General features: G+C 59.9%; 20 protein-coding genes and 1 pseudogene. 9 read left to right on the top strand and 12 right to left on the bottom strand.

From position 1 onward, the window contains the following. The first annotated feature begins 50 nt into the window (after positions 1–50). From O2S87_RS04990 to O2S87_RS04960, 7 genes and pseudogenes are all read left to right on the top strand, one after another. On the top strand, positions 51–491 hold the full coding sequence (locus O2S87_RS04990; protein ID WP_475407700.1) for a DUF5796 family protein: 441 nt from the start codon (positions 51–53) through the stop codon (positions 489–491). 28 nt (positions 492–519) lie between these two features. Then, a complete protein-coding gene (locus tag O2S87_RS04985) occupies positions 520–795 on the top strand; it encodes a DUF7508 domain-containing protein (protein WP_475407699.1) in 276 nt (91 codons plus the stop codon). 49 nt (positions 796–844) lie between these two features. Further along, complete coding sequence (locus tag O2S87_RS04980) at positions 845–3,040, top strand: CDC48 family AAA ATPase (RefSeq protein WP_475407698.1); 2,196 nt, start codon at positions 845–847, stop codon at positions 3,038–3,040. A gap of 38 nt (positions 3,041–3,078) precedes the next feature. Further along, the gene (locus tag O2S87_RS04975) at positions 3,079–3,486 is read left to right on the top strand and encodes a DUF7522 family protein (RefSeq protein ID WP_475407697.1); all 408 of its coding nucleotides are present in this window, start codon (positions 3,079–3,081) and stop codon (positions 3,484–3,486) included. 58 nt (positions 3,487–3,544) lie between these two features. Continuing rightward, complete coding sequence (locus O2S87_RS04970; protein WP_475407696.1) at positions 3,545–4,441, top strand: hypothetical protein; 897 nt, start codon at positions 3,545–3,547, stop codon at positions 4,439–4,441. Between the two features lie 394 nt (positions 4,442–4,835). Next, entirely contained in the window at positions 4,836–6,251 is a 1,416-nt protein-coding gene (tnpC, locus tag O2S87_RS04965; protein ID WP_475407695.1) for an IS66 family transposase, read from the top strand. Between the two features lie 4 nt (positions 6,252–6,255). Further along, a pseudogene (locus tag O2S87_RS04960) lies at positions 6,256–6,681 on the top strand (type IV pilin domain-containing protein); the annotation flags it as partial. Positions 6,682–7,209: 528 nt separating this feature from the next. Here O2S87_RS04960 and O2S87_RS04955 read toward each other — a convergent pair. Together O2S87_RS04955 and O2S87_RS04950 are read right to left on the bottom strand one after the other, a co-directional pair. After that, the gene (locus O2S87_RS04955) at positions 7,210–9,390 is read right to left on the bottom strand and encodes an elongation factor EF-2 (RefSeq protein ID WP_475407694.1); all 2,181 of its coding nucleotides are present in this window, start codon (positions 9,388–9,390) and stop codon (positions 7,210–7,212) included. Between the two features lie 64 nt (positions 9,391–9,454). Next, positions 9,455–9,610, bottom strand: a complete 156-nt coding sequence (locus O2S87_RS04950) for a hypothetical protein (RefSeq protein ID WP_475407693.1) — start codon at positions 9,608–9,610, stop codon at positions 9,455–9,457. A 29-nt stretch (positions 9,611–9,639) separates the two neighbouring features. Between O2S87_RS04950 and O2S87_RS04945 the strand changes: the two genes are divergently transcribed. Next, a complete protein-coding gene (locus O2S87_RS04945; RefSeq protein ID WP_475407692.1) occupies positions 9,640–10,380 on the top strand; it encodes a DUF5781 family protein in 741 nt (246 codons plus the stop codon). Between the two features lie 60 nt (positions 10,381–10,440). Further along, positions 10,441–12,078: a potassium channel family protein gene (locus O2S87_RS04940; protein WP_475407691.1), complete on the top strand. Its 1,638-nt coding sequence runs from the start codon at positions 10,441–10,443 to the stop codon at positions 12,076–12,078. A gap of 66 nt (positions 12,079–12,144) precedes the next feature. On the opposite strand, the gene O2S87_RS04935 is transcribed toward O2S87_RS04940, so the two are convergent. The 10 genes from O2S87_RS04935 to O2S87_RS04890 form a co-directional block, all read right to left on the bottom strand. After that, complete coding sequence (locus O2S87_RS04935; RefSeq protein ID WP_475407690.1) at positions 12,145–12,861, bottom strand: urease accessory protein UreF; 717 nt, start codon at positions 12,859–12,861, stop codon at positions 12,145–12,147. Then, positions 12,854–13,465, bottom strand: coding sequence for an urease accessory protein UreE (gene ureE, locus O2S87_RS04930; protein ID WP_475407689.1), 612 nt, complete (start codon positions 13,463–13,465; stop codon positions 12,854–12,856). Before ureE ends, O2S87_RS04935 begins: the two co-directional genes overlap by 8 nt. 19 nt (positions 13,466–13,484) lie before the next feature. Next, on the bottom strand, positions 13,485–14,408 hold the full coding sequence (locus tag O2S87_RS04925) for an urease accessory protein UreD (RefSeq protein ID WP_475407688.1): 924 nt from the start codon (positions 14,406–14,408) through the stop codon (positions 13,485–13,487). After that, positions 14,405–15,025: an urease accessory protein UreG gene (gene ureG / locus O2S87_RS04920; protein WP_475407687.1), complete on the bottom strand. Its 621-nt coding sequence runs from the start codon at positions 15,023–15,025 to the stop codon at positions 14,405–14,407. The genes O2S87_RS04925 and ureG overlap by 4 nt, the downstream gene beginning before the upstream one ends. After that, positions 15,025–15,351, bottom strand: coding sequence for an urease subunit gamma (locus O2S87_RS04915; RefSeq protein ID WP_475407686.1), 327 nt, complete (start codon positions 15,349–15,351; stop codon positions 15,025–15,027). Before O2S87_RS04915 ends, ureG begins: the two co-directional genes overlap by 1 nt. Next, positions 15,348–17,060 (bottom strand): urease subunit alpha, encoded by a 1,713-nt coding sequence (ureC, locus tag O2S87_RS04910; protein WP_475407685.1) that lies wholly within the window; start codon positions 17,058–17,060, stop codon positions 15,348–15,350. The genes O2S87_RS04915 and ureC (O2S87_RS04910) overlap by 4 nt, the downstream gene beginning before the upstream one ends. After that, positions 17,057–17,440 carry an urease subunit beta gene (locus O2S87_RS04905; RefSeq protein ID WP_475407684.1) on the bottom strand — a complete coding sequence of 128 codons (384 nt, stop codon included), beginning with the start codon at positions 17,438–17,440 and terminating at the stop codon, positions 17,057–17,059. The genes ureC (O2S87_RS04910) and O2S87_RS04905 overlap by 4 nt, the downstream gene beginning before the upstream one ends. A 431-nt stretch (positions 17,441–17,871) precedes the next feature. Further along, a complete protein-coding gene (locus tag O2S87_RS04900; RefSeq protein ID WP_475407683.1) occupies positions 17,872–18,201 on the bottom strand; it encodes an urease subunit gamma in 330 nt (109 codons plus the stop codon). Then, positions 18,198–19,910, bottom strand: a complete 1,713-nt coding sequence (gene ureC / locus O2S87_RS04895; RefSeq protein ID WP_475407682.1) for an urease subunit alpha — start codon at positions 19,908–19,910, stop codon at positions 18,198–18,200. The genes O2S87_RS04900 and ureC (O2S87_RS04895) overlap by 4 nt, the downstream gene beginning before the upstream one ends. Further along, positions 19,910–20,290: an urease subunit beta gene (locus O2S87_RS04890; protein ID WP_475407681.1), complete on the bottom strand. Its 381-nt coding sequence runs from the start codon at positions 20,288–20,290 to the stop codon at positions 19,910–19,912. The genes ureC (O2S87_RS04895) and O2S87_RS04890 overlap by 1 nt, the downstream gene beginning before the upstream one ends. Positions 20,291–20,384: the final 94 nt, after the last annotated feature.

Below are 20,384 nucleotides of genomic sequence, written 5' to 3'. Positions count from 1 at the left end.
CTGCGGTCGACAAGCGGCGGGCTTTTTCCGGGTCCACTCGTAGCATCGCCATGGCAGTTCATACCGACGTACCTCCCCGAACGCTCGGCGTCGACCTCCGGCCCGAGGGCGTCGTCGTCACCTACGCCGACAACCGGGAGACGATCTATCGCGGCGTTCCACGGAAAGTTAGCGGCTCACTAACGACCGCGCCCGGCAAGCAGACCCACGTTCTCGTGACCGATCCGACCGAGACGGAGGGTGTCATGCTATACGTCAACGATCTCAAAACCGCCGACGAGATCCTCGAAGACACCGGCGTTGGCCGAATCCTGCTCGGCAAGGGCGAACGCGAAGCGGTCTTTCCCGGTGTGACCGTGAGTCGAAGCGACGGACTCCGCACGACCGTCGAGGCAGACCCCCAAGAGGCTCGCGGGCGTGTGTTCGTTTTCGTCGAAGACGACTGGGGCGAGGAAAGTTACGAGTTCGTCGACGAATCGAACCTCGATTAGGTACGACCTAGTTATAAATCATATATAAATGAGTCTCAGAAAACAGTGGCACGAGTTGAATCGGTCGACGGTTGGTCGGGCTCCCGATAGCTACGGGCTGTACGAGTTGGGCGATGCCGACGGCACCAGTCTCGGCGTCGGTATCGGCGTGCTCAGTGACGAGCTCAAGGAGGCGCTGGCGTACGGTCGGCCGGCCAACTTCGAAGCCAGCGGGACGTCGACCCCTGGTGAGCCGACAAAAGTCAGGTGGGAACGGGCGACGTCGAAGGCCCACGCCGAACGACTGCTCGACGAACACAGCTAGCGAAAGACTCGACCGGATATATAAATGAGCGGCAGGCCAAGGGGAAAATATGAGCGAGGATGCGGGAGTCGAACTCACCGTACGCAGTGCCGAAAAGCGGGACGCTGGCCGCGGAATCGCGCGCCTGCCCGACCGGGCGATGCGAGAGCTTGGCGTGTTGAGCGGCGACACCGTCGTAATCGAGGGCACAGACGCGACGGTTGCCAAGGTCTGGCCCGGTGGTCATGCCGTGAGCGCCGGTTCGGTTCTCATCGATGCCGACACACGAACCAATGCGGGCGTGAAGGTCGGCGAGACGGTCCACGTCAAAAAGGAGCCGGTCTCGGAAGCCCGGCGGGTTCGCCTGCGGCCGCCCGAGGAACTAGCGTCGGCCGACATCTCACACGAGACCATCGAGACGGCAGTCAAACGCGACCTCCGTGATCGACCAATCCGTGAGGGCGAGGGCGTCCGGATCGAGCGACTCGCCGGCAACCGGTTTACCGTCGAAGACACCACCCCCGAGGGGACGGTTCGGGTCACCGAGTCGACGCGTGTCACTGTCGAGCCGGTCGCTCGTGGGTCGTCGAACACGTCCTCACGCAGCCAGTCGACCACCGGCCAGCCGACAGGCGACAGAATGCCCAACGGGCATGTTGACCGATCTGCTACCGGTGTGACCTACGAGGACATCGGTGGGCTCGACGACGAACTCGAACTCGTCCGCGAGATGATCGAACTCCCGCTTTCGGAGCCGGGTGTGTTCACCCATCTGGGCGTCGACTCGCCGAAAGGCGTGCTGTTGTACGGCCCGCCGGGAACCGGCAAGACGCTGATCGCCAAAGCGGTCGCCAACGAGGTCGACGCCACCTTTCTGACGGTCTCGGGCCCGGAAATCATGTCGAAATACAAGGGCGAATCCGAGGAGAAGCTTCGGGAGAAGTTCGAGGAGGCGAGCGACAACGCCCCCGCGATCATCTTTTTCGACGAGATCGACTCGATCGCTGGCAAACGCGAAAACGGCGGCGACGTCGAGAGCCGCGTCGTCGGCCAACTGCTGAGCCTGATGGACGGACTGGACGCCCGCGGCGACGTGATCGTGATCGGTGCAACCAACCGTGTCGACTCGCTCGATCCCGCCCTGCGGCGCGGCGGCCGCTTTGATCGGGAAATCGAGATCGGCGTCCCCGGTGAGGCGGGGCGACGGGAGGTCCTGGATGTCCACACGCGTCGGATGCCGCTGGCTGACGACGTCGACGTCGACAAACTCGCCGCCCGGACCCACGGCTTCGTGGGCGCGGATCTCGAATCGCTGACGACCGAAGCCGCGATGACTGCGCTCCGGCGAACGAGGCGGGCCGGCGAGTCGCTCAGCGAGATCTCGATCACCCGCGCGGACTTCGAGAGCGCGATGGCGAGCGTCGAGCCGAGCGCGATGCGCGAGTACGTCGCCGAGACGCCGACCACCGATTTCGACGACGTCGGGGGCCTCGAAGCCGCGAAAACACAGCTCGAACAGGCGGTAACGTGGCCGCTGACCTACGGCCCACTGTTCGATGCGGCCGACACCTCGCCCGCGGCGGGCGTCCTGTTGTTCGGGCCACCGGGAACCGGAAAAACGCTGCTCGCGCGGGCGATTGCGGGCGAAAGCGAGGTCAATTTCATTCAAGTCCAGGGTCCCGAACTGCTCGATCGCTATGTGGGCGAGTCCGAGCGCGCCGTCCGCGAGGTGTTCGAGCGGGCCAGACAGGCCGCCCCGGCGATCGTCTTTTTCGACGAGATCGACGCCATCGCGGGTGACCGCGACAGCCTCGGCAGCGATTCGGGCGTCGGCGACCGTGTCGTCTCTCAACTGCTCACCGAACTCGACCGACTCAGCGACAACCCCAATCTGGTAGTGCTGGCGGCGACCAACCGCCGCAACAGTCTCGATCCGGCGATGCTTCGGGCCGGTCGACTCGAACGCCACATCGAGGTTCCCGAACCCGACCGCGAGGCCCGACGGGCAATTTTGGCGGTCCACACCCGGAACAAACCGCTGGCCGACGACGTCGACCTCGATTCGATCGCCGATGAGACCGAGGGCTATTCGGGCGCAGAACTCACCTCGATCTGCCGGGAAGCCGCACTGTCGGCGATCGTCGCGGTCGCTGAGCGCTACGAGGGTGAAACCGCAAACGAGCACACTGACGAGGTGCGGATCACGGACGAACAGTTCGAAAGCGCCCTCAAGTCGGTCGCGTCGAGTCGGTCGACTGGCGTCTGACCCGTGGATTCAAATCGCTAGCCGTCGTGGGCGTAGGTATGAGTGAAGAAGAGCCGATGACCGAGCAGCCCCTGACCGAAACACGTGCCGACCAGCTGAAAACCGCCTGCCGGAGCGCGGTCGGAGACAGCTGTCGGTCGGTCACCTACTTCGATGCGACCAATTACATGCAGGTGTATCTCCGCGGTGATCTCGAACAGGACGCGGATCTGATGTCGTTCATTGGCCACGAATGGCACGACTACAAAACCACGACCGAAGCCTACGCGGGGTCGGAACTCGGCCGCTATCGCTACTCGATTCGCGTGTTCGAAAACGGCTTTCTCGTCCGGGTCGGTGTCGGCGACCGGGGTGTGTTCGTGACCACCGATGGGCTCAAACTCAAGGATTTCGACTCGCTCGTAGCGACGATTTCGGAGCTCCTCGAAAGCTGGGAACAGAAGTAGCCACCAGATCGCCACGAACGTCACTGGTAAGCCGCTGTACTGTGTAGCCAACCTAACTGTGTCATTTCGACGGCTCCGCGTCCTGGTCGAACTCCCGTCGACTGCCATTGAGTGGTGGCGGCGGACGACCGCCCCTGCGCCGGTCGAACACGCGTTCTTGTTGGGTGGGGTGCCCACGTTTCTGTTCGTTATGTGGTTGCTGCCGACGAGCGAGAGCCTCCAGTTCAGCCTGGCGAGCCAGTCGCTGTTCGAAAGCCCACAAACGCTGTCATCGGCGTTTACGGCCAACTACGTCCACGTCGGCGGTCGACACCTCTTCGACAACCTCGTCAACTTCTGGCTGACGCTGTTCGCCATCTATCCGCTCGTCTCGATCGCGGGCTGGCACCGACAGTTCCGCGTGTCGACCGCCGCCTACCTTCTGGTCGCACCCTTTGGAATCGCGTGGCTCACGCTGGTGATGCTTGGTCCGCTGACGAACAAGCCGTCAGTCGGGTTTTCGGGCATCACCGCGGCCTTCCTTGGCTTTCTGCTGGTTGCGATCGCTGCGGCTGCCGAGGAGGTGACCAACGGCGAGGTCGACACTGCGTGGGCGGCCGTTCCGTTTTTGGCCTCGCTGGCAGTCGTCTTCATCGTTCCCTCGTCGTCGCTGTTTCCGATTCGACCAGTGCTCGCGGTTGGACTGGGGGTTTGTGGGCTCCTACTTGGTGGGCTGTTCTGGCAGCGCGACCCGCCCCGTCGACTTGACGAGTACAATCGCCACCTCCCGCCGGACATCCGGCTGGCGTTTCTGATCGGCCCGACGGTGTTCGTCTGTGGAATCGCCGGGGCACTCGTGTTCGTCGGTTCGCGGACCAACGTCTGGGGTCATCTCGCTGGCTATCTCGTCGGCTTTCTCGTCGCCTATCTCGGCTTCGTGGTATGGCCCGCGCTTGTCGACCGATGCCGCGGGTGAGGCCCATGTAAATCACCAGATGGCTACAACGCTAACTGCAATCGACCCCTATTGAATCCGTTACCGGCCACCCCATTGGTCGACCGGCGTCAGTCAGTCGACACTCGCTCACTTCCTTTGTATATAAACGGAACCACGATCAACCCTCTAAGATATCATCAATGATAATATATTGGCAAATTTTATACCGTGTGATACTGCCCGTTATTCATAATGGACAGCATTAACATTTGGGTATGTGTTTAGCCCGAGCTGATTTCGGTATTGTCTCGTAGGAAGCGTTCAACGGATGCGATATGAACAGACAGCAGAGGCTGGATGCGCCCCTCAGGGATGGGCTCCGCAGCGGAGCCCATCCCATTATCTCTGCTGTCACTACTGGTTGGTGGAGTCTGTGAACACAGACGATTTTACCAAAGACGAGCTCCTTTCTCGGCTTCTCCAACTTGAGCAACGAGTTGAGGAGCTTGAACAGGAAGTTGATCAAAAGGACGAGCGGATAGACGAGCTCGAAATCCGCCTTCGCAAATACGAAAATCCGCATACACCGCCCAGTAAGCGACGGTCGGGGACGAATGAGTCCCCGACCTCGGAGGACGATGAAGACGATGATGTTCAAACCGACGGCGGCACTCCCGGGAGAAAGGACGGTCACGACCCGGAGTGGCGTTCAACGCCTGTGCCTGACCACGAGATCGAGGTCACCTGTGAGTGCTGTCCTGACTGTGGCGAACACTTCGACGAGTCGGTGGGCATCAGCCCCCGACTCGTCGAGGAGATTCCTGATCCGCAACCCCCAGAAGTCACCCGGTACAACCGCCACTACTATTTGTGTGGCTCTTGCGGAACAGACACAGTTGCTACACACCCCGACTGCCCCGATGAGGGGCAGTTCGGGGTGAACGTCATCTCCCAAGCAGCACTGTCTCGGTACGAGCACCGCTTCCCCTACCGGAAAATCGCTGATCGCTTCGAGCAACTGCACGGGTTAGAACTCTCGGGCGCGTCCGCGTGGCACGCGACCGAGCGCGCTGCGCGCGCCGGTCGCTGTGAATACGAACAGGTTCGGAGACAGATTCAGCAAGCAGCGATCGTTCACGTTGACGAAACCGGGATCAAACGAGAAGGTGAGCAAGCGTGGATCTGGACGTTTCGGACGAGCGAGTACACGCTCTACGCCGTAAGAGAGAGTCGTGGAAGTGATGTTCCCGCAGAAGTCCTCGGCGAGGACTTCACGGGAACGGTCATCTGCGATGGGTGGACGGCGTATCCAGCGTTCAGCAATAATCTTCAGCGGTGCTGGGCACATATTCTCCGAGAAGCCGAAGACGTTGCTAGTGACCACGAGGAGGCAGAGCCGGTTCATCGGTATCTCAAGCAGATGTTCGTCGGTCTCCAGTCGTGGCTGGAGACCGACCCAAATCCTCGTGAGAGAGCACAGATGCACCGATCGTGCCAGAACGGGCTTATATCGCTCGTTGAGCGGTCAGTAACCGCCGAACCAGTGGCAACACTACTCGGCAAGATCGAAGGAGGGATCGACCACTGGCTCACCTTCGTCGGTGAGCCAGCGGTCTCCCCGACGAACAACGCAGCTGAGAACGCACTTCGTGAACCAGTCGTTCTCCGGAAAATCATCGGAACACTCCGTAATGACCGAGGAATGTTCGTTCATGAGACAGTCTTGTCCCTGCTGGCGACGTGGCGCCAGCAGGGACGCAATCCCTACGAGGAACTTCGTCGAGTTGTCAGCAGCAATAAGATGATCTCACGAGCTCACGCTGTACCGGCTGTTGAGACTTCGGGGTAAACACATACACATTTGGAATGAACAGCGTGGTGTGAGCCCAGTCATTGGCGTGATTCTCATGGTCGCCGTGACGGTGATTATCGCGGCCGTGATCGGGTCGACAGTGCTCGGCGTGGGAGATGAGGTCAGCGAATCACCGCCACAGGCGCAGTTCGAGGCCGAAACCATCGAAGATTACGAGTATGTGGATCCATACGCTGGTAATGATGAAACAAGAACATTCGATTATGTTGTTGAACTCAAACATGTGGGTGGAGATGATATTGACCCTAAACAGATTTCCGTCAAAGTAGATGGGGAGCCTGCACACGAAGCTGGTCCAGAGTCTGTGAGAGGAACCTCGGGTGGCGAACATCGTGTGGTTGACCGTCCGTGGATTCGAGAAGATAGTGTGACAAGTTCGACACGCGAAAGTACCATTCTGACATCTGGACCATATCTTGAGGATACTAAGCAAGAAGTAGATGATCCATTCGAAACACGAGACGATGGGCCAGATGAGTACCTATGGTACAGAGCCGACAGTCCGAGTGACCTTCAGCACCCAGATGGTGAGGTAGATAATGATAAAAATGTATTATATGAAGATGATGATGTATACAATGATATCGAACTGGAAGAGGGGAAAACGCTAGAAATAATCTGGGAGAGTGGTGATTCGAGTCAGGTACTGTTCGAACACAAAATCTAATACTTTGGCTGCTTTATTTGGTTTATAAATTTCGATTACGTTCGATACCAGTCGAGTCTCCTAGACTTCAAACAGAGCGAGCGTTTGTAATCGTGAGTTCTGTTCAGAGAGTATTGGGAGTATTGAGCAAGAGTCATTAATAGTTGCTGCACTCGGTCAACACGATTAGAACAGTTGCTATCTGGAACTACCTAACCTCGAAAGTCGACGGACCACAGAGCCAGCAATGATAAAATACACCTCAAAAACAAACAGCAGACGGCCTCGTTAGATGTAGTCGATGCTCGGTGGCAGTTCCTGCTTCATGCCCTTGCGCTCGCGGATCTCGCCGATCTTCTCGGTCTGGAGATTGTCGACCAGCACGCGGAAGCCAGCGTTCTCGGTGTTCCACGACGCACGACCTTCGGTCGCCGAGCGAACGTCCGACGAGAAGCCGATCATCTCTTCGACGGGTGCAATGCCTTCGATCACCATGAGGTCGCCCTCCTGGTACATGTCGTCGACTCGGCCACGTCGACCCTGAATCTCGCCGGAGGCCGAACCCATGTACTCCGAGGGAACGTCGATCCGAACGTTCTGGATCGGTTCGAGAAGCTTGATCTTCGCGTCGATCAGCGAGCGGTGGACCGCATCACGGGAGGCCGGAATAACCTGTGCAGGACCACGGTGGATGGTATCCTCGTGGAGTTTGGCGTCGTGGAGGCGGAGCAGCGCACCCTGGACGGGCTCGGCGGCCAGCGGGCCGTCTTCGAGCGCGTCTTCGATCCCCTCGATGACCAGTTCCATCGTCTCGTTGAGGTGCTGGATACCCTTCGTCTCGTCGAGCAGGATGTTCGTTTTGTACATATGCTCGACGATCTGCGAGTCGTCCTTGTCCATGCCTGCTTCCTGCAGGGCTTCGCGCCGTTCGAGTTCGGGCATATCCATCGACGCCTCGCCGAGCTTGATCGCGTCGACGATATCCTGATCGAGCGGTTCGGCGGTGATGTAGAACTTGTTGTGGCGGTTCGGCGAGACACCCTCGACCTCGCGGGATTTCTCTTGAGGCTGCTCGCGGAACACAACAATCGGCTCACCGGTGTGGACCTGAATACCCTGGTTGTCACGGATCCGGTGGGTGATGACTTCGAGGTGAAGTTCACCCTGCCCGCTGATCAGGTGCTCGCCAGTGTCCTCGTTGATCTCGATGCGGATCGTCGGGTCCTCTTTGGCGACCTGCTGGAGCGTCTTGATGAGCTTCGGCAGATCGTCCATCGATTTCGCTTCGACGGATTTCGTGATGACCGGCTCGGAGATGTGCTCGATCGACTCGAACGGCGTCATCTCGGTAGACGAAACCGTCGACCCTGCAATCGCGTCCTTCAGACCGGTGACGGCGGCGATGTTGCCTGCCGGAACGCGGTCGACCTCCTCACGTTCGCCACCCATGAAGATCCCGACTGACTGGACACGGTTGGTGCCTGCGGTCCCCGAGACGTAGAGGTTCTGACCTTTTTCGATGGTTCCCGAAAAGAGTCGCCCCGTGGCGATTTCGCCGGCGTGCGGGTCCATCGAGATATCGGTCGACATGAAGACGACTTCTCCCTCGTCGTCGACCAGACGCATGCTTTCGGCGAGTTCGGACTCGCTGTCACCGCGCCAGACCGTCGGAATACGACGCGGCTGGGCGTCGACCGGGTTCGGGAAGTGCTCGGCGACCATATCGAGCACGACGTCCGAAAGCGGCGTTCGCTCGTGAAGCTCCTCGCGTTCGAGGTTCTGTTCGAGCTCCATGATGTCGCCGAAGTCCATTCCGGTACGCTGCATCGAGGGCATCGAGACACCCCATTTGTACAGCGCAGAACCGAGTGCGACAGTGCCTTCTTCGACAGAGACGGTCCAGTCGTATTCCTTCTCTTCGGTCATTCCGCGAATGAGTTCGTTGACGTCGTGAATGACCGCCATGAGGCGTTCCTGCATCTCTTCGGGGCCTTCCTGCAGCTCGTTGATGAGCCGATCGACCTTGTTGATGAAAAGGGCCGGTTTGACGCCCTCGCGGAGCGCCTGTCGGAGCACGGTTTCGGTCTGTGGCATTGCGCCTTCGACTGCGTCGACGACCACAAGCGCACCGTCGACGGCACGCATCGCACGGGTCACGTCGCCACCGAAGTCGACGTGGCCGGGGGTGTCGATCAGGTTGATGAGGTGGTTAGTGTCCTCGTACTCGTGGGTCATCGAAACGTTTGCCGCGTCGATGGTGATCCCGCGTTCCTGTTCGTCCTCTTTGGTGTCCATCGCGAGTTGCTGGCCCGCGGTGTCCTGCGAAATCATGCCTGCGCCTGCCAGAAGGTTGTCAGAAAGCGTTGTCTTGCCGTGGTCGACGTGCGCGGCGATGGCGATGTTCCGGATGTGCTCCGGGTTGTCCATCAGCCGTTCACATTCTTGAACGATCTTTTTTCGTCGGCCCATTATACAGGGTGGTACCAGCAGGAGGGTCAAAAGGGTAGTGTTTCGGCCTCCGATGAATCGGCTGTCACTGCCCGCAGAACGCCGAAATACCGCGGCCTCCGTATGTAACAGAATACCACACCGAACCCGTCTTGCGGGCGGCTGCCCGGTCGACATAGCACATCATGCGCCACACCGTTTCGGCCGACGAAAGCGCGCCTGTCGGTCGCGAAACACCCATATAGCGCCCACCCCTTGGTACACCCACACATGGATGTTCGCGTGAAGGGAACCGTCGCCCCCGATCCGTTTTTGAGCGCGGCCACACTCCTCGAAACCGAGTACGAGCTTTCGCGGCCGGTCGACGTCCAGATCCGCGAGAATCCCGACGAACGAACCTGGGTGGCCCACTACGACGACCGCCACGTGCTCAACATTTCCAGACAGGCCGCAACCAGCGTGATGGCCCGCGAGCTCGCGCTCCACGAGTTCGCCCATATGGCCCGCTACGAACAGCGCCACGCTTCGCACACCCAGTCGACCGAAGAGGCGCTGTTTCTGGCGCTGGCTGGTACATCCGTCGAGCGTCGCAAGCTCACCCACTGCTACCAGATCGCCAACCACATGAAGGACATTTACGCCGACGACATCACCCTCGATCTGGCTCCGGCCACAAAGCTGATCGATTTCTTCGCAGCCACACTCGCCGATGCACTCGCCGACCGGCCCACAGAGGACCGCCGCCCCGACTCCCGGCTCGAGACTCCAGGAGCCGACCCAGAGATCACAGCGGTCAACGCCGCGTTCGCCCTCGGTCTCGTCGAGCGGCACGGCCTGATCGACAGCAGCCACCGCCTGTACGATCTGGCTCAGGCCGCCGCCGCAGACGCACCGACAGTCGATCTCGCGGCGTTCAAGGATCGGTTTAAATCACTCGGCAGCGATCCAACCGAAAGCGAGTATCGCAAAACGCTAGTCGACGTGACGCGTGCGTACGCGACGGCCGAGTAGCGAACCCACGAACCACCTGGCAAACGGAACACCTTTTCGATGCGAGCGGCATCCGACCGTATGAGTTCGGTAAAAAAACGGGCGCTCGGCTACGTCCTTTTTATCGCGGCGGTCGTTCTCGTCTCGGCGGTCGCCTACGACTACGGGATGCGAACCTACGAGCCATCGTATCCCCACTCGTTTCTGCACTCTATACAGGTCGTCGTCGAGACGTTTACGGCGACCGGTTATGGGTCGGATTCGCCGTGGGAGAGCCCACAGATGAACGTGATGGTGATGCTGCTCGATATCACCGGCGTCGCCCTGTTTTTCGTCGCGCTCCCGGCCGTCTTTCTGCCCGTACTTCGCGAACTCCTGTCGACATCGGCACCGACTGCTGCGGACGCCGAACTCACTGATCACGTTATCATTTGTACGTACACCTCGCGCGCGGAGACGCTCATTTCAGAGCTCGAAGCCGACGGCGTCGAATACGTCCTCATGGAGTCGGATGGCGACCGGGCCGACGAGCTGTACACCGAGGGATTTCCGGTCATCCACGCCGACCCGGAGTCGGTAGAGGGTCTCACTGCGGCCGGGATTTCGTCGGCCCGTGCGCTCGTCGCCGACGTTTCGGATCGTGTCGACGCCAGCATCGTGCTGGCGGCCAAAGAGGCCAACGACGAGGTCCAGATCATCAGCGTCGTCGAGGACCCCGCACTGGAGCGGTACCACCAACTCGCCGGAGCCGACACCGTGTTGTCGCCACGCAAGCTTCTCGGCGAGAGCCTCGCAGGAAAGCTCACGACGGGGTTCAGAGCGGATTTCGCCGACGCGATCGAGATCGGCGAGGCGTTCGCCATCGCGGAGATTCCGATCGCTGGCGACTGTCGACTCGCCGGTTCGACGCTCGCCGCGAGCGCGATTCACGAGCGCTACGGCTGTACGGTCGTCGGCGCGTGGCAGGACGGAAACTTCGAGATGCCGCCCTCGCCCGAGATGGTTCTCGACAGCGGCACGTATCTGATCGTCACCGGCGAGGAGTCACAGCTCCAACAGCTCGAACGCGAGTCGACGTCGTCGGTCAGACGCCTCGACAGGGGTCCGACGGTCGTTCTCGGCTATGGCGAAGTCGGCGAACTCGTTGCCCGTCGGCTCGACGAGGCCAATCTACCGTACACCGTCGTCGACGAAGCCGACCTACCGGGTGTCGACATCGTCGGCGATGCAACCGACCCCGAAGTGCTCCGCGAGGCTGGCGTCGAGAAGGCCCGATCGGTCGTACTCGCGCTACCGGACGACACGACCACCGAGTTCGCCACGCTTGTCGTCCGTGATCTCAACCCCGAGACCGAGATTGTCGCCCGTGCCGAGTCGACGGGCGCAATCAGGAAGACCTACCGCGCGGGCGCGGAGTACGTACTCTCGTTGTCGACCGTCAGTGGCCGAGCGATAGCCGCGGAGATTCTCGATACCGAAAAAATCCTCGCGATGGACACCCAAATCGAGTGTATCCAGATGACCGCTCGCGGACTCAACGACAAGACTCTCATGGGAGCCGGGGTCCGAGAACGCACCGGGTCGACGGTGGTTGCGGTCGAACGCAACGGCGAGTTGCTCACTGATCTCCCGCCCGAGTTCTACTTCGAGCGCGGCGACGAACTGGTGGTCGTCGGCACCGACGAGGCTACGAACAGATTCGTCGAACTGTTCGGGTGACACTCAGTTTCGATAGTTCGTCTGTATGAGACGTTCGCTCCGTCTGAAACGAATAGTAGCGACTGCCTAACTCATAAAGAGCCGCCGGTCGGCTCGCTCGTGCGTCATCCCCATTACGTCTGCCAGCGGCGCAAACGAGTACATCGCCCCGAGGTCGGCATCATGGTACTGCTCGCATATTTCTTCGATCACTGGAAACAGCGTCGACAGCTGTGACTGGATGTCCGTATGACCGAACCGACCGAGCCGCTGGGCGGCGCCAAGCAGCCCGGTCACCGTCGAGTAGGCGCTGACGAACGCCGCCTCCAGACAGCTGATTCCGGCGCGCTGACAGACCATCCCCAGAATGACCGGGTAGTGTCCCGCAGTCTGGCCCGTAGTGAGCGCGGTGTTATACTCGTCGACGATCCCGTCCAGACTGGCGGCCGCAAACGGCCCATCATCAGTGTGTGCCAAGAGATCCAGAAGCTTCGCGCCAGCTTTTTCGGAACTTTCGCGGAACTCGGCAGGGAGCGTTGCGGCTCCGAGCCGTTCGTCGGCCGCGAGAACCTCGTCGAGATCACCAGCGGCCGTCGCGCGGTGGGCGTGGCCGAGTGCAACGATCTCTGCGGGACCGATCACACCCCGAAGATAGCCCTCGACCAGCTCGCCGAGGTCGTCGGCCGTGTCGACGTATCCCTCGTTGAGGTACTGTTCGACACCGTACGAGGCGGTGTACGTTCCCACTGGAAGCATCGAATCCGAGAGGCGCAGCGCCGTCAAAAAGGCTCCGGAGTCAGTCATGGTGGTGGTCTCTTTCGTGTGAATGGCTGTGATCTGATCCGTGCGAATTATCGTGGCTGTCGTCCGACTCGTGGCTATGCGAATGGTCGTGTTCGTGGTCCAGCCCAGGACTGTGATCGATTGACTGGTCGCTGTTTGTGAACCGCTCGGCGTCGACGATCTCGTAGCGTGTCCTGGCATTGGCCGGGAGATATGGCCCGAGAACGTCCTCGATGATCGCTTTGTCAGCCTCGACTGGTATATAAATGGTCCCGCCGTCGACCGCGATATCCCAGTGTTGGTTGCCGATTCGGTGGCCGAGTTCAACCGCCGCAGCGGGCGTCGACCGGGGAAGCTCGATTACGAACGCCTCGCGCGACTCGAAGGTGACGACTACCGCACGATCGTCGTCGAGTACGAGCACGTCGCCCGCGGCGAGTTCCGGCTTGTCGACCAGCACGCCGAGATCGGTCCCGGCGTCGGTTTCGACCCGCAGCCGGGACTTCCGGCGGTCGGTGTTGTCGAGGGTGACGATTTCGAGCGTCCCCGCCGCCTGGTGGGCCGCGATCGCGTCGTCGATCTCGGGGTCGTCAGTGGTGCCGACGACGCCGTCGACGCGGATCATCGCGTCTCCTCCACGCGGTTCATCGTGCCGCCTCCCCGATCGGCGCGCCGACGCCGAGAAGCGTGCGTCGGCTCTCGTCCCACGCCGCCTCGATGGCAGCGGTCACGTCGGCACTCCGGTCACCGAGTACGCGGACCGTCAGACCAGCGTCATCTTTTAACAGAGAGGTGCCACCTTGGACGGCAGGTAGTTCGGCGAGCCGGTCGTGAATCGCTCCGGCGAGCTCGCCGAGTTCCTGGGCGTCGGGTGCGAAGACGTACAGCGTGCCGATAACACCGAACTCACCGACGGTCGCCGGATCACGGGGGTCTCGCTCGGCGGGCCGAAGGTCGACCGCATCCGCACAGACCAGTGAGTCGTCGACCGTCGCTTCGGTCCGGCTGTGGAAGTGGTCGAAACTAAACGGCTCGTGGTCCGACAGGCCGTTCGGCACGAACACATCGCCGACGATGACGGTCGCGTCATTTGCCATCTCGACCGACGTGGTCTGCAGACACCGGGCGTTCTCGTTGAGGATCGTCGGCCCCGGCAGGTATTCGAGATACGCCCCCGAGTCGGCGACGAGTGTGGCATCCAGATGGGCGTAGCTGGCTTTCATGCTCTGTACCTTGGTCGCACTCTGGGTCGTCACGTGTGCGCGCGCCCCAGGACGGGCCTCGACCGACAGCGTCTGGCGGTCGCCCTGCGTGACGGCACCGGTCGGGTCCTGCAGGCAGATCGTCGTCAGTCCCGGAGCCGGATCGCTGTCGAGCGTGCCGGTGAGGTGGTAGGGAACCTTCACGTAGTCCGACAGCAGCCGGGTAGGGTTGTCGCCCTCCCGACCCACCACCAACTCGGCGACGCCGTTTTTCCCGTGGCCGAACGCGGGGGACTGCGGCAGGTGTTGCTCGCCGTACTTCCGGAAGGCAGGCGGTACTGCTGGGCCTTCGGTGTTCGTACTCACGCGAACAGAACGCTCCGTTCGATCAACTCGACCACCTCGTCGATTCCCTCTTCGGTCTTGCAGTTCGTGAAGACTGTCGGTTCGTCGCCACGGACTCTCTTGGAATCGCGCTCCATCAGCTCGAGATCGGCGTCGACGTAGGGTGCGAGATCTTTCTTATTGATCACAAGCAGATCCGCCTGCGTGACGCCCGGGCCCCGTTTGGCCGGGATGTCGTCGCCTTCGGCCACCGAGATGACGAACACGAAGTAGTCGGCCAGTTCAGGGTTGAACGTCGCCGCGAGGTTGTCGCCGCCGGATTCGATTAGGACGACATCCAGTTCGGGATGGGCCTCGGTGAACTCGTCGATCTTGGCGAGATTCATCGAGGGGTCCTCTCTAATTCCTGTGTGTGGACACGCGCCAGTCTCGACGCCCGCAATGAGGTCTTCGTCGAGTCGACCCGCGAACGACGCCTGCAACTGCTCGGCGTCGGCCTGGGTCATGATGTCGTTGGCGATCACGCCGACGTTGTAGCCGGCGTCGTCGAGCCGCGGGACGAGCCGTTTGACCATCGCGGTTTTGCCCGAGCCGACCGGTCCGCCGAGGCCGACTTTGGCGACGTCTCTGTACCCCATCAGTCGAGTTGCTCCTGGCTGTCGGCCCGGATCGGATCGTGAACGGTCACGAGTTTGGTACCGTCGGGAAACGTCGGTTCGACCTGGATCATCCCGACCATCTCCGGGATGCCCTCCATCACGTCCTCTCGGCTCAAGAGGCCCGTCGCCTCCGTTCGGATCTCGGCGACGCTCATCCCCTCGCGGGCTCGTTCGCAGACCCAATCGGAGATGTAGGCGATCGTTTCAGGATGGTTGAGTTCGATACCGCGCTCCTTTCGGCGGCGAGCGAGTTCGGCCGCCATGAAGATCGTGAGTCGTTCGTTGTCCTTTGGTGAGAGTTTCATAGTGTGTACCGCTGTGCGAGTGGGAGTTCGTCGGCCGGTTCGCAGGTGACGTGTTCGCCGTCGACTTCGACCTCGAACGTCTGGGCGTCGATATCGATGTTCTCCGGCGAGTAGTCGTTGTGCAGCATATCCGATTTGCCGACCTCGCGGGTGCCCTCGACGGGCCGAATGGTCGACTCTAGATCGAGTTCCTCGCCAATGCCGTTCTCGTAGGCGGTCTGACTGACGAACGTCGTGCTCAGTGCGTTTTTCGCCTTGCCGACCGCCCCTTCGCGCGAGCGCTGCATCACGGGCTCGCAGGTCATCAGCGAGCCGTTGGCTTCGCCCATCTCGCTGTGGACTGGGAAGCCACTCTTTATGACGTACTTCGGTTTGATGCCGAAGAACTCGGGTTCCCAGAGGACGATGTCGGCCATCTTGCCGACCTCCAGCGAGCCGATGTAGTCGTCGATTCCCGCCACGATCGCGGGGTTGAGCGTGTATTTGGCGACGTAGCGCTGGATGCGGCTGTTGTCCGCGTCCGTTCCCTCGTCGGCTGGCAGTGGCCCACGCTGGGCTTTCATTTTATGAGCAGTCTGCCACGTCCTACAGATGACTTCAGCCATCCGACCCATCGCTTGGGAGTCGGAGGTCATCATACTGATCGCGCCCATGTCGTGGAGCACGTCCTCGGCCGCGATTGTCTCTGATCGAATCCGGGACTCCGCAAAGGAAACGTCCTCCGGGACATCGGGGTTCAGGTGGTGACAGACCATCACCATATCGAGGTGTTCGTCGAACGTGTTGACGGTATAGGGCATCGACGGGTTCGTCGACGAGGGCAGCATATGCTCGTAGCCGATCAGTTCGAGCACGTCGGGGGCGTGGCCCCCACCGGCTCCCTCGATGTGGAAGGTATGGATCGTTCGGCCGTCGACAGCGTCGAAGGTATCCTCGACGAACCCCGATTCGTTGAGGGTGTCGGTGTGGATACAGACCTGCACGTCCTCCTCATCAGCGACGTCCAGAGCGCAGTCGATTACCGCGGGCGTCGACCCCCAGTCCTCGTGGAGTTTCAGCCCGCAGGCACCGGCCTCGATCTGCTCGATGATGGATTCGGGCTGGCTGCTGTTGCCTTTGGCGTAGAAGCCGACGTTCATCGGGTACTCCTCGGCAGCCTGTAGGAACCGCTTGATGTTCTCGGGGCCGGGCGTACAGGTGGTCGCACCGCCACCGTAGCCGCCGCCCATCATCGTCGTCACGCCGCTTGCCAGGGCGTGTTCGAACAGCTCCTTGCTGTTGAAATGGACGTGAATGTCGAACGCGCCGGGTGTGGCGACGAGGCCGTCGGCGGGTACCGCGTCGGTACTTGCACCGATAACGAGATTCTCGTCGACGCCGTCCATCGTGTCAGGATTCCCGGCCTTGCCGAAGCCAGCGACTTCCCCGTTCCGAACGCCGAGGTCGCCCTTCTGGACGCCGAGAACGGGATCGATGAGGACGACGTTCGTGTAGACATAGTCGAGGGCCCCCTCGGCCTGTGTGGTCCCCGGTTGCATTCCCATCCCGTCGCGCATCGTCTTGCCGCCGCCGAAGACCGCCTCGTCGCCGTAAGTCGTGTGGTCGTGTTCGATCTCGGCAAGCAAGTTGGTGTCGCCGAGCCGAACCCGGTCGCCCTCGGTCGCCCCAAAGAGACTCGTGTAGGCCTCTCGGGAGAGTTCGCGGCTCATTCGTCGGCCTCCATATAGCCCGCCTCACGGGCGCGTTCGAAGGCTGCCTGCTTTACCTCCTCGTCGTCAAGCGGCCCCTCGACGAGGCCGCCCATCCCGCGCATGATTCGGTTACCGCCGTAGGCCACGAGGTCGACGTCCTCCTCACATCCCGGTTCGAACCGAACGGCAGTTCCGGCTGGAATGTCGAGCCGCATCCCGTAGGCGGTCTCTCGGTCGAACGACAGCGCCGGATTGCACTCGAAAAAGTGGAAATGTGAGCCGACCTGTGCGGGCCGATCGCCGGTGTTTTCGACGGTTACACTCGCCGTCTCGCGGTTCGCGTTGATTTCGATTGAGTCTGTTGCTGGTAAAATCTCACCAGGAGTGAGACCACTCATGTCCGATGATCCTCCAACGAAAAGAGACCATACATTTGTTTTGAACAAGCCACCATAACAAGCTGCTGTTGAACTAAATAGCACAAAAAACTTTCTTATACTGCAATAGTAGACAAAATAGAGATGTATAATAAAATATCTCCTTTGAGTAGAGAGAATACAAAAAGTCAGTTGTTTCATTGGATTTTTTGACAGAATATATTTTTCAAGAACTCTTTCTGTGATTAATTGGCCTTGCTACCGATTCTCGCGCCAGCGGCACAGCTCCGTTCGATACCGTCGACTCTTGATAGACAGTCACACCAGATTTGAGTTTGCATAAGGGTGACATCGCTGAGTTCGGTGGTGTACACACTCACAGAGATATCGGTAGATCTCGTCCAGCTTCAAGCGAGACTGAAGGTCTCGGCCTGTTTACGACGAGGAGGATGTCATTCTTCGAGCTGCGCTCGGCTGTCACCGCGGATCGGATCGTGGATCGTCACCAGTTTCGTGCCGTCGGGGAACGTGGGTTCGACTTGCACCATGCCGATCATCTCGGGGACGCCATCCATGACGTCCTCACGTGTTAAGAGCCCAGTCGACTCCGCACGGATTTCGGCAACGTTCATGCCTTCACGAGCCCGTTCGCAGACCCAATCCGAAATGTAAGCCACGGCCTCTGGGTGGTTGAGTTCGATACCACGGTCTTTCCGACGACGGGCCAACTCGGCGACCATGAAAATCGTGAGTCGTTCGTTGTCTTTTGGTGAGAGTTTCATAGTGTATACCGCTGTGTGAGTGGGAGTTCGTCGGCCGGTTCACAAGTGACGGGCTCGCCGTCGATCGAGACCTCGAACGTCTGAGCGTCGACATCCACTTCAGGATTATACGAATTATGATAGAACGCATCGGTCGTGAGAGACCGCGTATTTGAGGCCGGAACCGTCATTTTCGAGAGTCCATACTCTTCGCCGATATCTCTGTCGTAGGCTTGTTGGCTCACGAACTGGACACTTGTGGTGTGTTTTGCAGATCCAAATGCGCCATACTGGGGGCGCTGCTGGATCGGCTCACAGGTCATGAGCGAACCGTTTGCCTCACCCATCGCGGCATACGCTGGGAAGCCGCCTTTGATAACGACATCTGGTTTCAGTCCGAAGAATGCCGGATCCCACAGGACGATGTCGGCCATCTTGCCCGGTTCGAGCGACCCAACGTAGCTGTCAATACCTGCTGTGATTGCAGGGTTAATGGTATATTTGGCGAGATATCGCTTAATCCGAGCGTTATCGGCACCGGTCCCTTCGTCAGCCGGGAGCGGACCACGCTGTTGTTTCATTTTATGGGCAGTCTGCCACGTCCGGCAGAGTAACTCGCCCATCCGTCCCATTGCCTGGGAATCTGTGGTCATCATTGCAACCGCGCCCTCATCGTGGAGCACGTCTTCGGCGGCGATAGTCTCAGCACGAACACGCGATTCGGCGAACGCAACGTCTTCGGGGACGTCCGAATTGAGATGGTGACAGATCATCACCATATCGAGGTGTTCGTCGAAGGTGTTGACCGTATACGGCATCGATGGGTTGGTTGACGACGGCAGCATATGATCTTCGCCGACTAATTCGAGGACGTCGGGAGCGTGGCCGCCGCCTGCACCCTCGATGTGGAAGGTATGAATTGTCCGCCCGTCGATTGCATCTACTGTATTTTGAACGAATCCGGATTCATTCAGTGTATCAGTGTGGATCGCAAGCTGCACGCCGGTTTCGTCTGCTACCGTCAGACCGGTATCGATCACATCGGGCGTTGCTCCCCAGTCTTCGTGTATCTTGAGTCCAACAGCACCGGCTTCGACCTGCTCGTGGATTACCTCTGGTCGCGAGGAGTTCGCCTTTCCGTAGAATCCGAAGTTTATCGGCCACGCCTCGGCAGCCTGCATCATCAACTTGAGATTTTCTTTCCCACTCGTGATGATGCCGACCGTCGAGGGACCAACCCCGCCACCAAGCATCGTTGTAACCCCTGAGGAAATGGCATGTGTTGGTAGTTGCGCTGAGTTAAAATGAACGTGTATATCAAGAGCGCCTGCTGTTGCGATTTTTCCTTCGGCCGAAATAACCTCCGTGTTTCCGCTGACAATGAGATCCTCGTCGACGTCGTTCATCGTCTCGGGCGACCCTGCGTTTCCAATACCCGCGATATACCCGTCTTTGATTCCGATATCGGCCTTAATAACTCCTAACACCGGATCCAGGATCACGAGGTTCGTGAGAACCCAATCGAGCGCCCCCTCTTCGGCGGTATAGCCCGGTTTGAGTCCCTGTCCGTCACGAAGCGTTTTTCCGCCACCGAAAACCGACTCGTCGCCTCGGGTGATGCGGTCCTCTTCGACCTCCGCGAACAGCGCCGTGTCGCCGAGTCGAATCTTGTCTCCCTCTGTCGCTCCATAGAGATTAGTGTAGGTTTGACGATTGAGTTTACGACTCATTAGTCAGTCCTCAGATAGCCTGCCTCGATAGCGCGCTCAAACGCCTGTTCCCGTACCTCGTCGTCGTCGAGATCCCCGTTAACGAGTCCAGCCATCCCGTGCATAACCCGGTCACCGCCGATCGCAACGAGATCGACGTCCTCCTCACACCCTGGCTCGAATCGGATGGAGGTCCCGGCCGGAACATCGAGTCGCATACCGTAGGCTGCTTTTCGGTCAAACGACAGAGCGGGATTGGTCTCAAAGAAGTGGAAATGCGAACCGACCTGTGCGGGTCGGTCGCCTGTGTTTTCAACGGAAACGCTTGCCGTCTCCCGGCCAACGTTGATTTCGACTGGTTCGTCGGCAGCCACCAGTTCACCGGGTACGAGATCACTCATCAGGAGTTGACCTCCGTAGACCATATCGAATTACAAATGGATGTTTGTGTTACCATAACAGATATTAGTCTGCACACCTAAAATAAAAGGCTTT

Source organism: Halohasta sp. A2 (assembly GCF_056175805.1).
This window is presented reverse-complemented; position numbering and strand designations above follow the sequence as displayed.

Coding starts and splice junctions, on each gene's coding strand:
- O2S87_RS04940 (WP_475407691.1), top strand. CDS start 10,441: ATGAGTTCGGTAAAAAAACGGGCGCTCGGCTACGTCCTTTTTATCGCG.
- O2S87_RS04915 (WP_475407686.1), bottom strand. CDS start 15,351: ATGAAACTCTCACCAAAGGACAACGAACGACTCACGATCTTCATGGCG.
- O2S87_RS04975 (WP_475407697.1), top strand. CDS start 3,079: ATGAGTGAAGAAGAGCCGATGACCGAGCAGCCCCTGACCGAAACACGT.
- O2S87_RS04990 (WP_475407700.1), top strand. CDS start 51: ATGGCAGTTCATACCGACGTACCTCCCCGAACGCTCGGCGTCGACCTC.
- O2S87_RS04980 (WP_475407698.1), top strand. CDS start 845: ATGAGCGAGGATGCGGGAGTCGAACTCACCGTACGCAGTGCCGAAAAG.
- O2S87_RS04950 (WP_475407693.1), bottom strand. CDS start 9,610: ATGGGTGTTTCGCGACCGACAGGCGCGCTTTCGTCGGCCGAAACGGTG.
- ureC (WP_475407685.1), bottom strand. CDS start 17,060: ATGAGCCGCGAACTCTCCCGAGAGGCCTACACGAGTCTCTTTGGGGCG.
- ureE (WP_475407689.1), bottom strand. CDS start 13,465: ATGATCCGCGTCGACGGCGTCGTCGGCACCACTGACGACCCCGAGATC.
- O2S87_RS04935 (WP_475407690.1), bottom strand. CDS start 12,861: ATGACTGACTCCGGAGCCTTTTTGACGGCGCTGCGCCTCTCGGATTCG.
- O2S87_RS04890 (WP_475407681.1), bottom strand. CDS start 20,290: ATGAGTGATCTCGTACCCGGTGAACTGGTGGCTGCCGACGAACCAGTC.
- O2S87_RS04945 (WP_475407692.1), top strand. CDS start 9,640: ATGGATGTTCGCGTGAAGGGAACCGTCGCCCCCGATCCGTTTTTGAGC.
- O2S87_RS04900 (WP_475407683.1), bottom strand. CDS start 18,201: ATGAAACTCTCACCAAAAGACAACGAACGACTCACGATTTTCATGGTC.
- ureC (WP_475407682.1), bottom strand. CDS start 19,910: ATGAGTCGTAAACTCAATCGTCAAACCTACACTAATCTCTATGGAGCG.
- O2S87_RS04955 (WP_475407694.1), bottom strand. CDS start 9,390: ATGGGCCGACGAAAAAAGATCGTTCAAGAATGTGAACGGCTGATGGAC.
- O2S87_RS04905 (WP_475407684.1), bottom strand. CDS start 17,440: ATGAGTGGTCTCACTCCTGGTGAGATTTTACCAGCAACAGACTCAATC.
- O2S87_RS04985 (WP_475407699.1), top strand. CDS start 520: ATGAGTCTCAGAAAACAGTGGCACGAGTTGAATCGGTCGACGGTTGGT.
- ureG (WP_475407687.1), bottom strand. CDS start 15,025: ATGGGGTACAGAGACGTCGCCAAAGTCGGCCTCGGCGGACCGGTCGGC.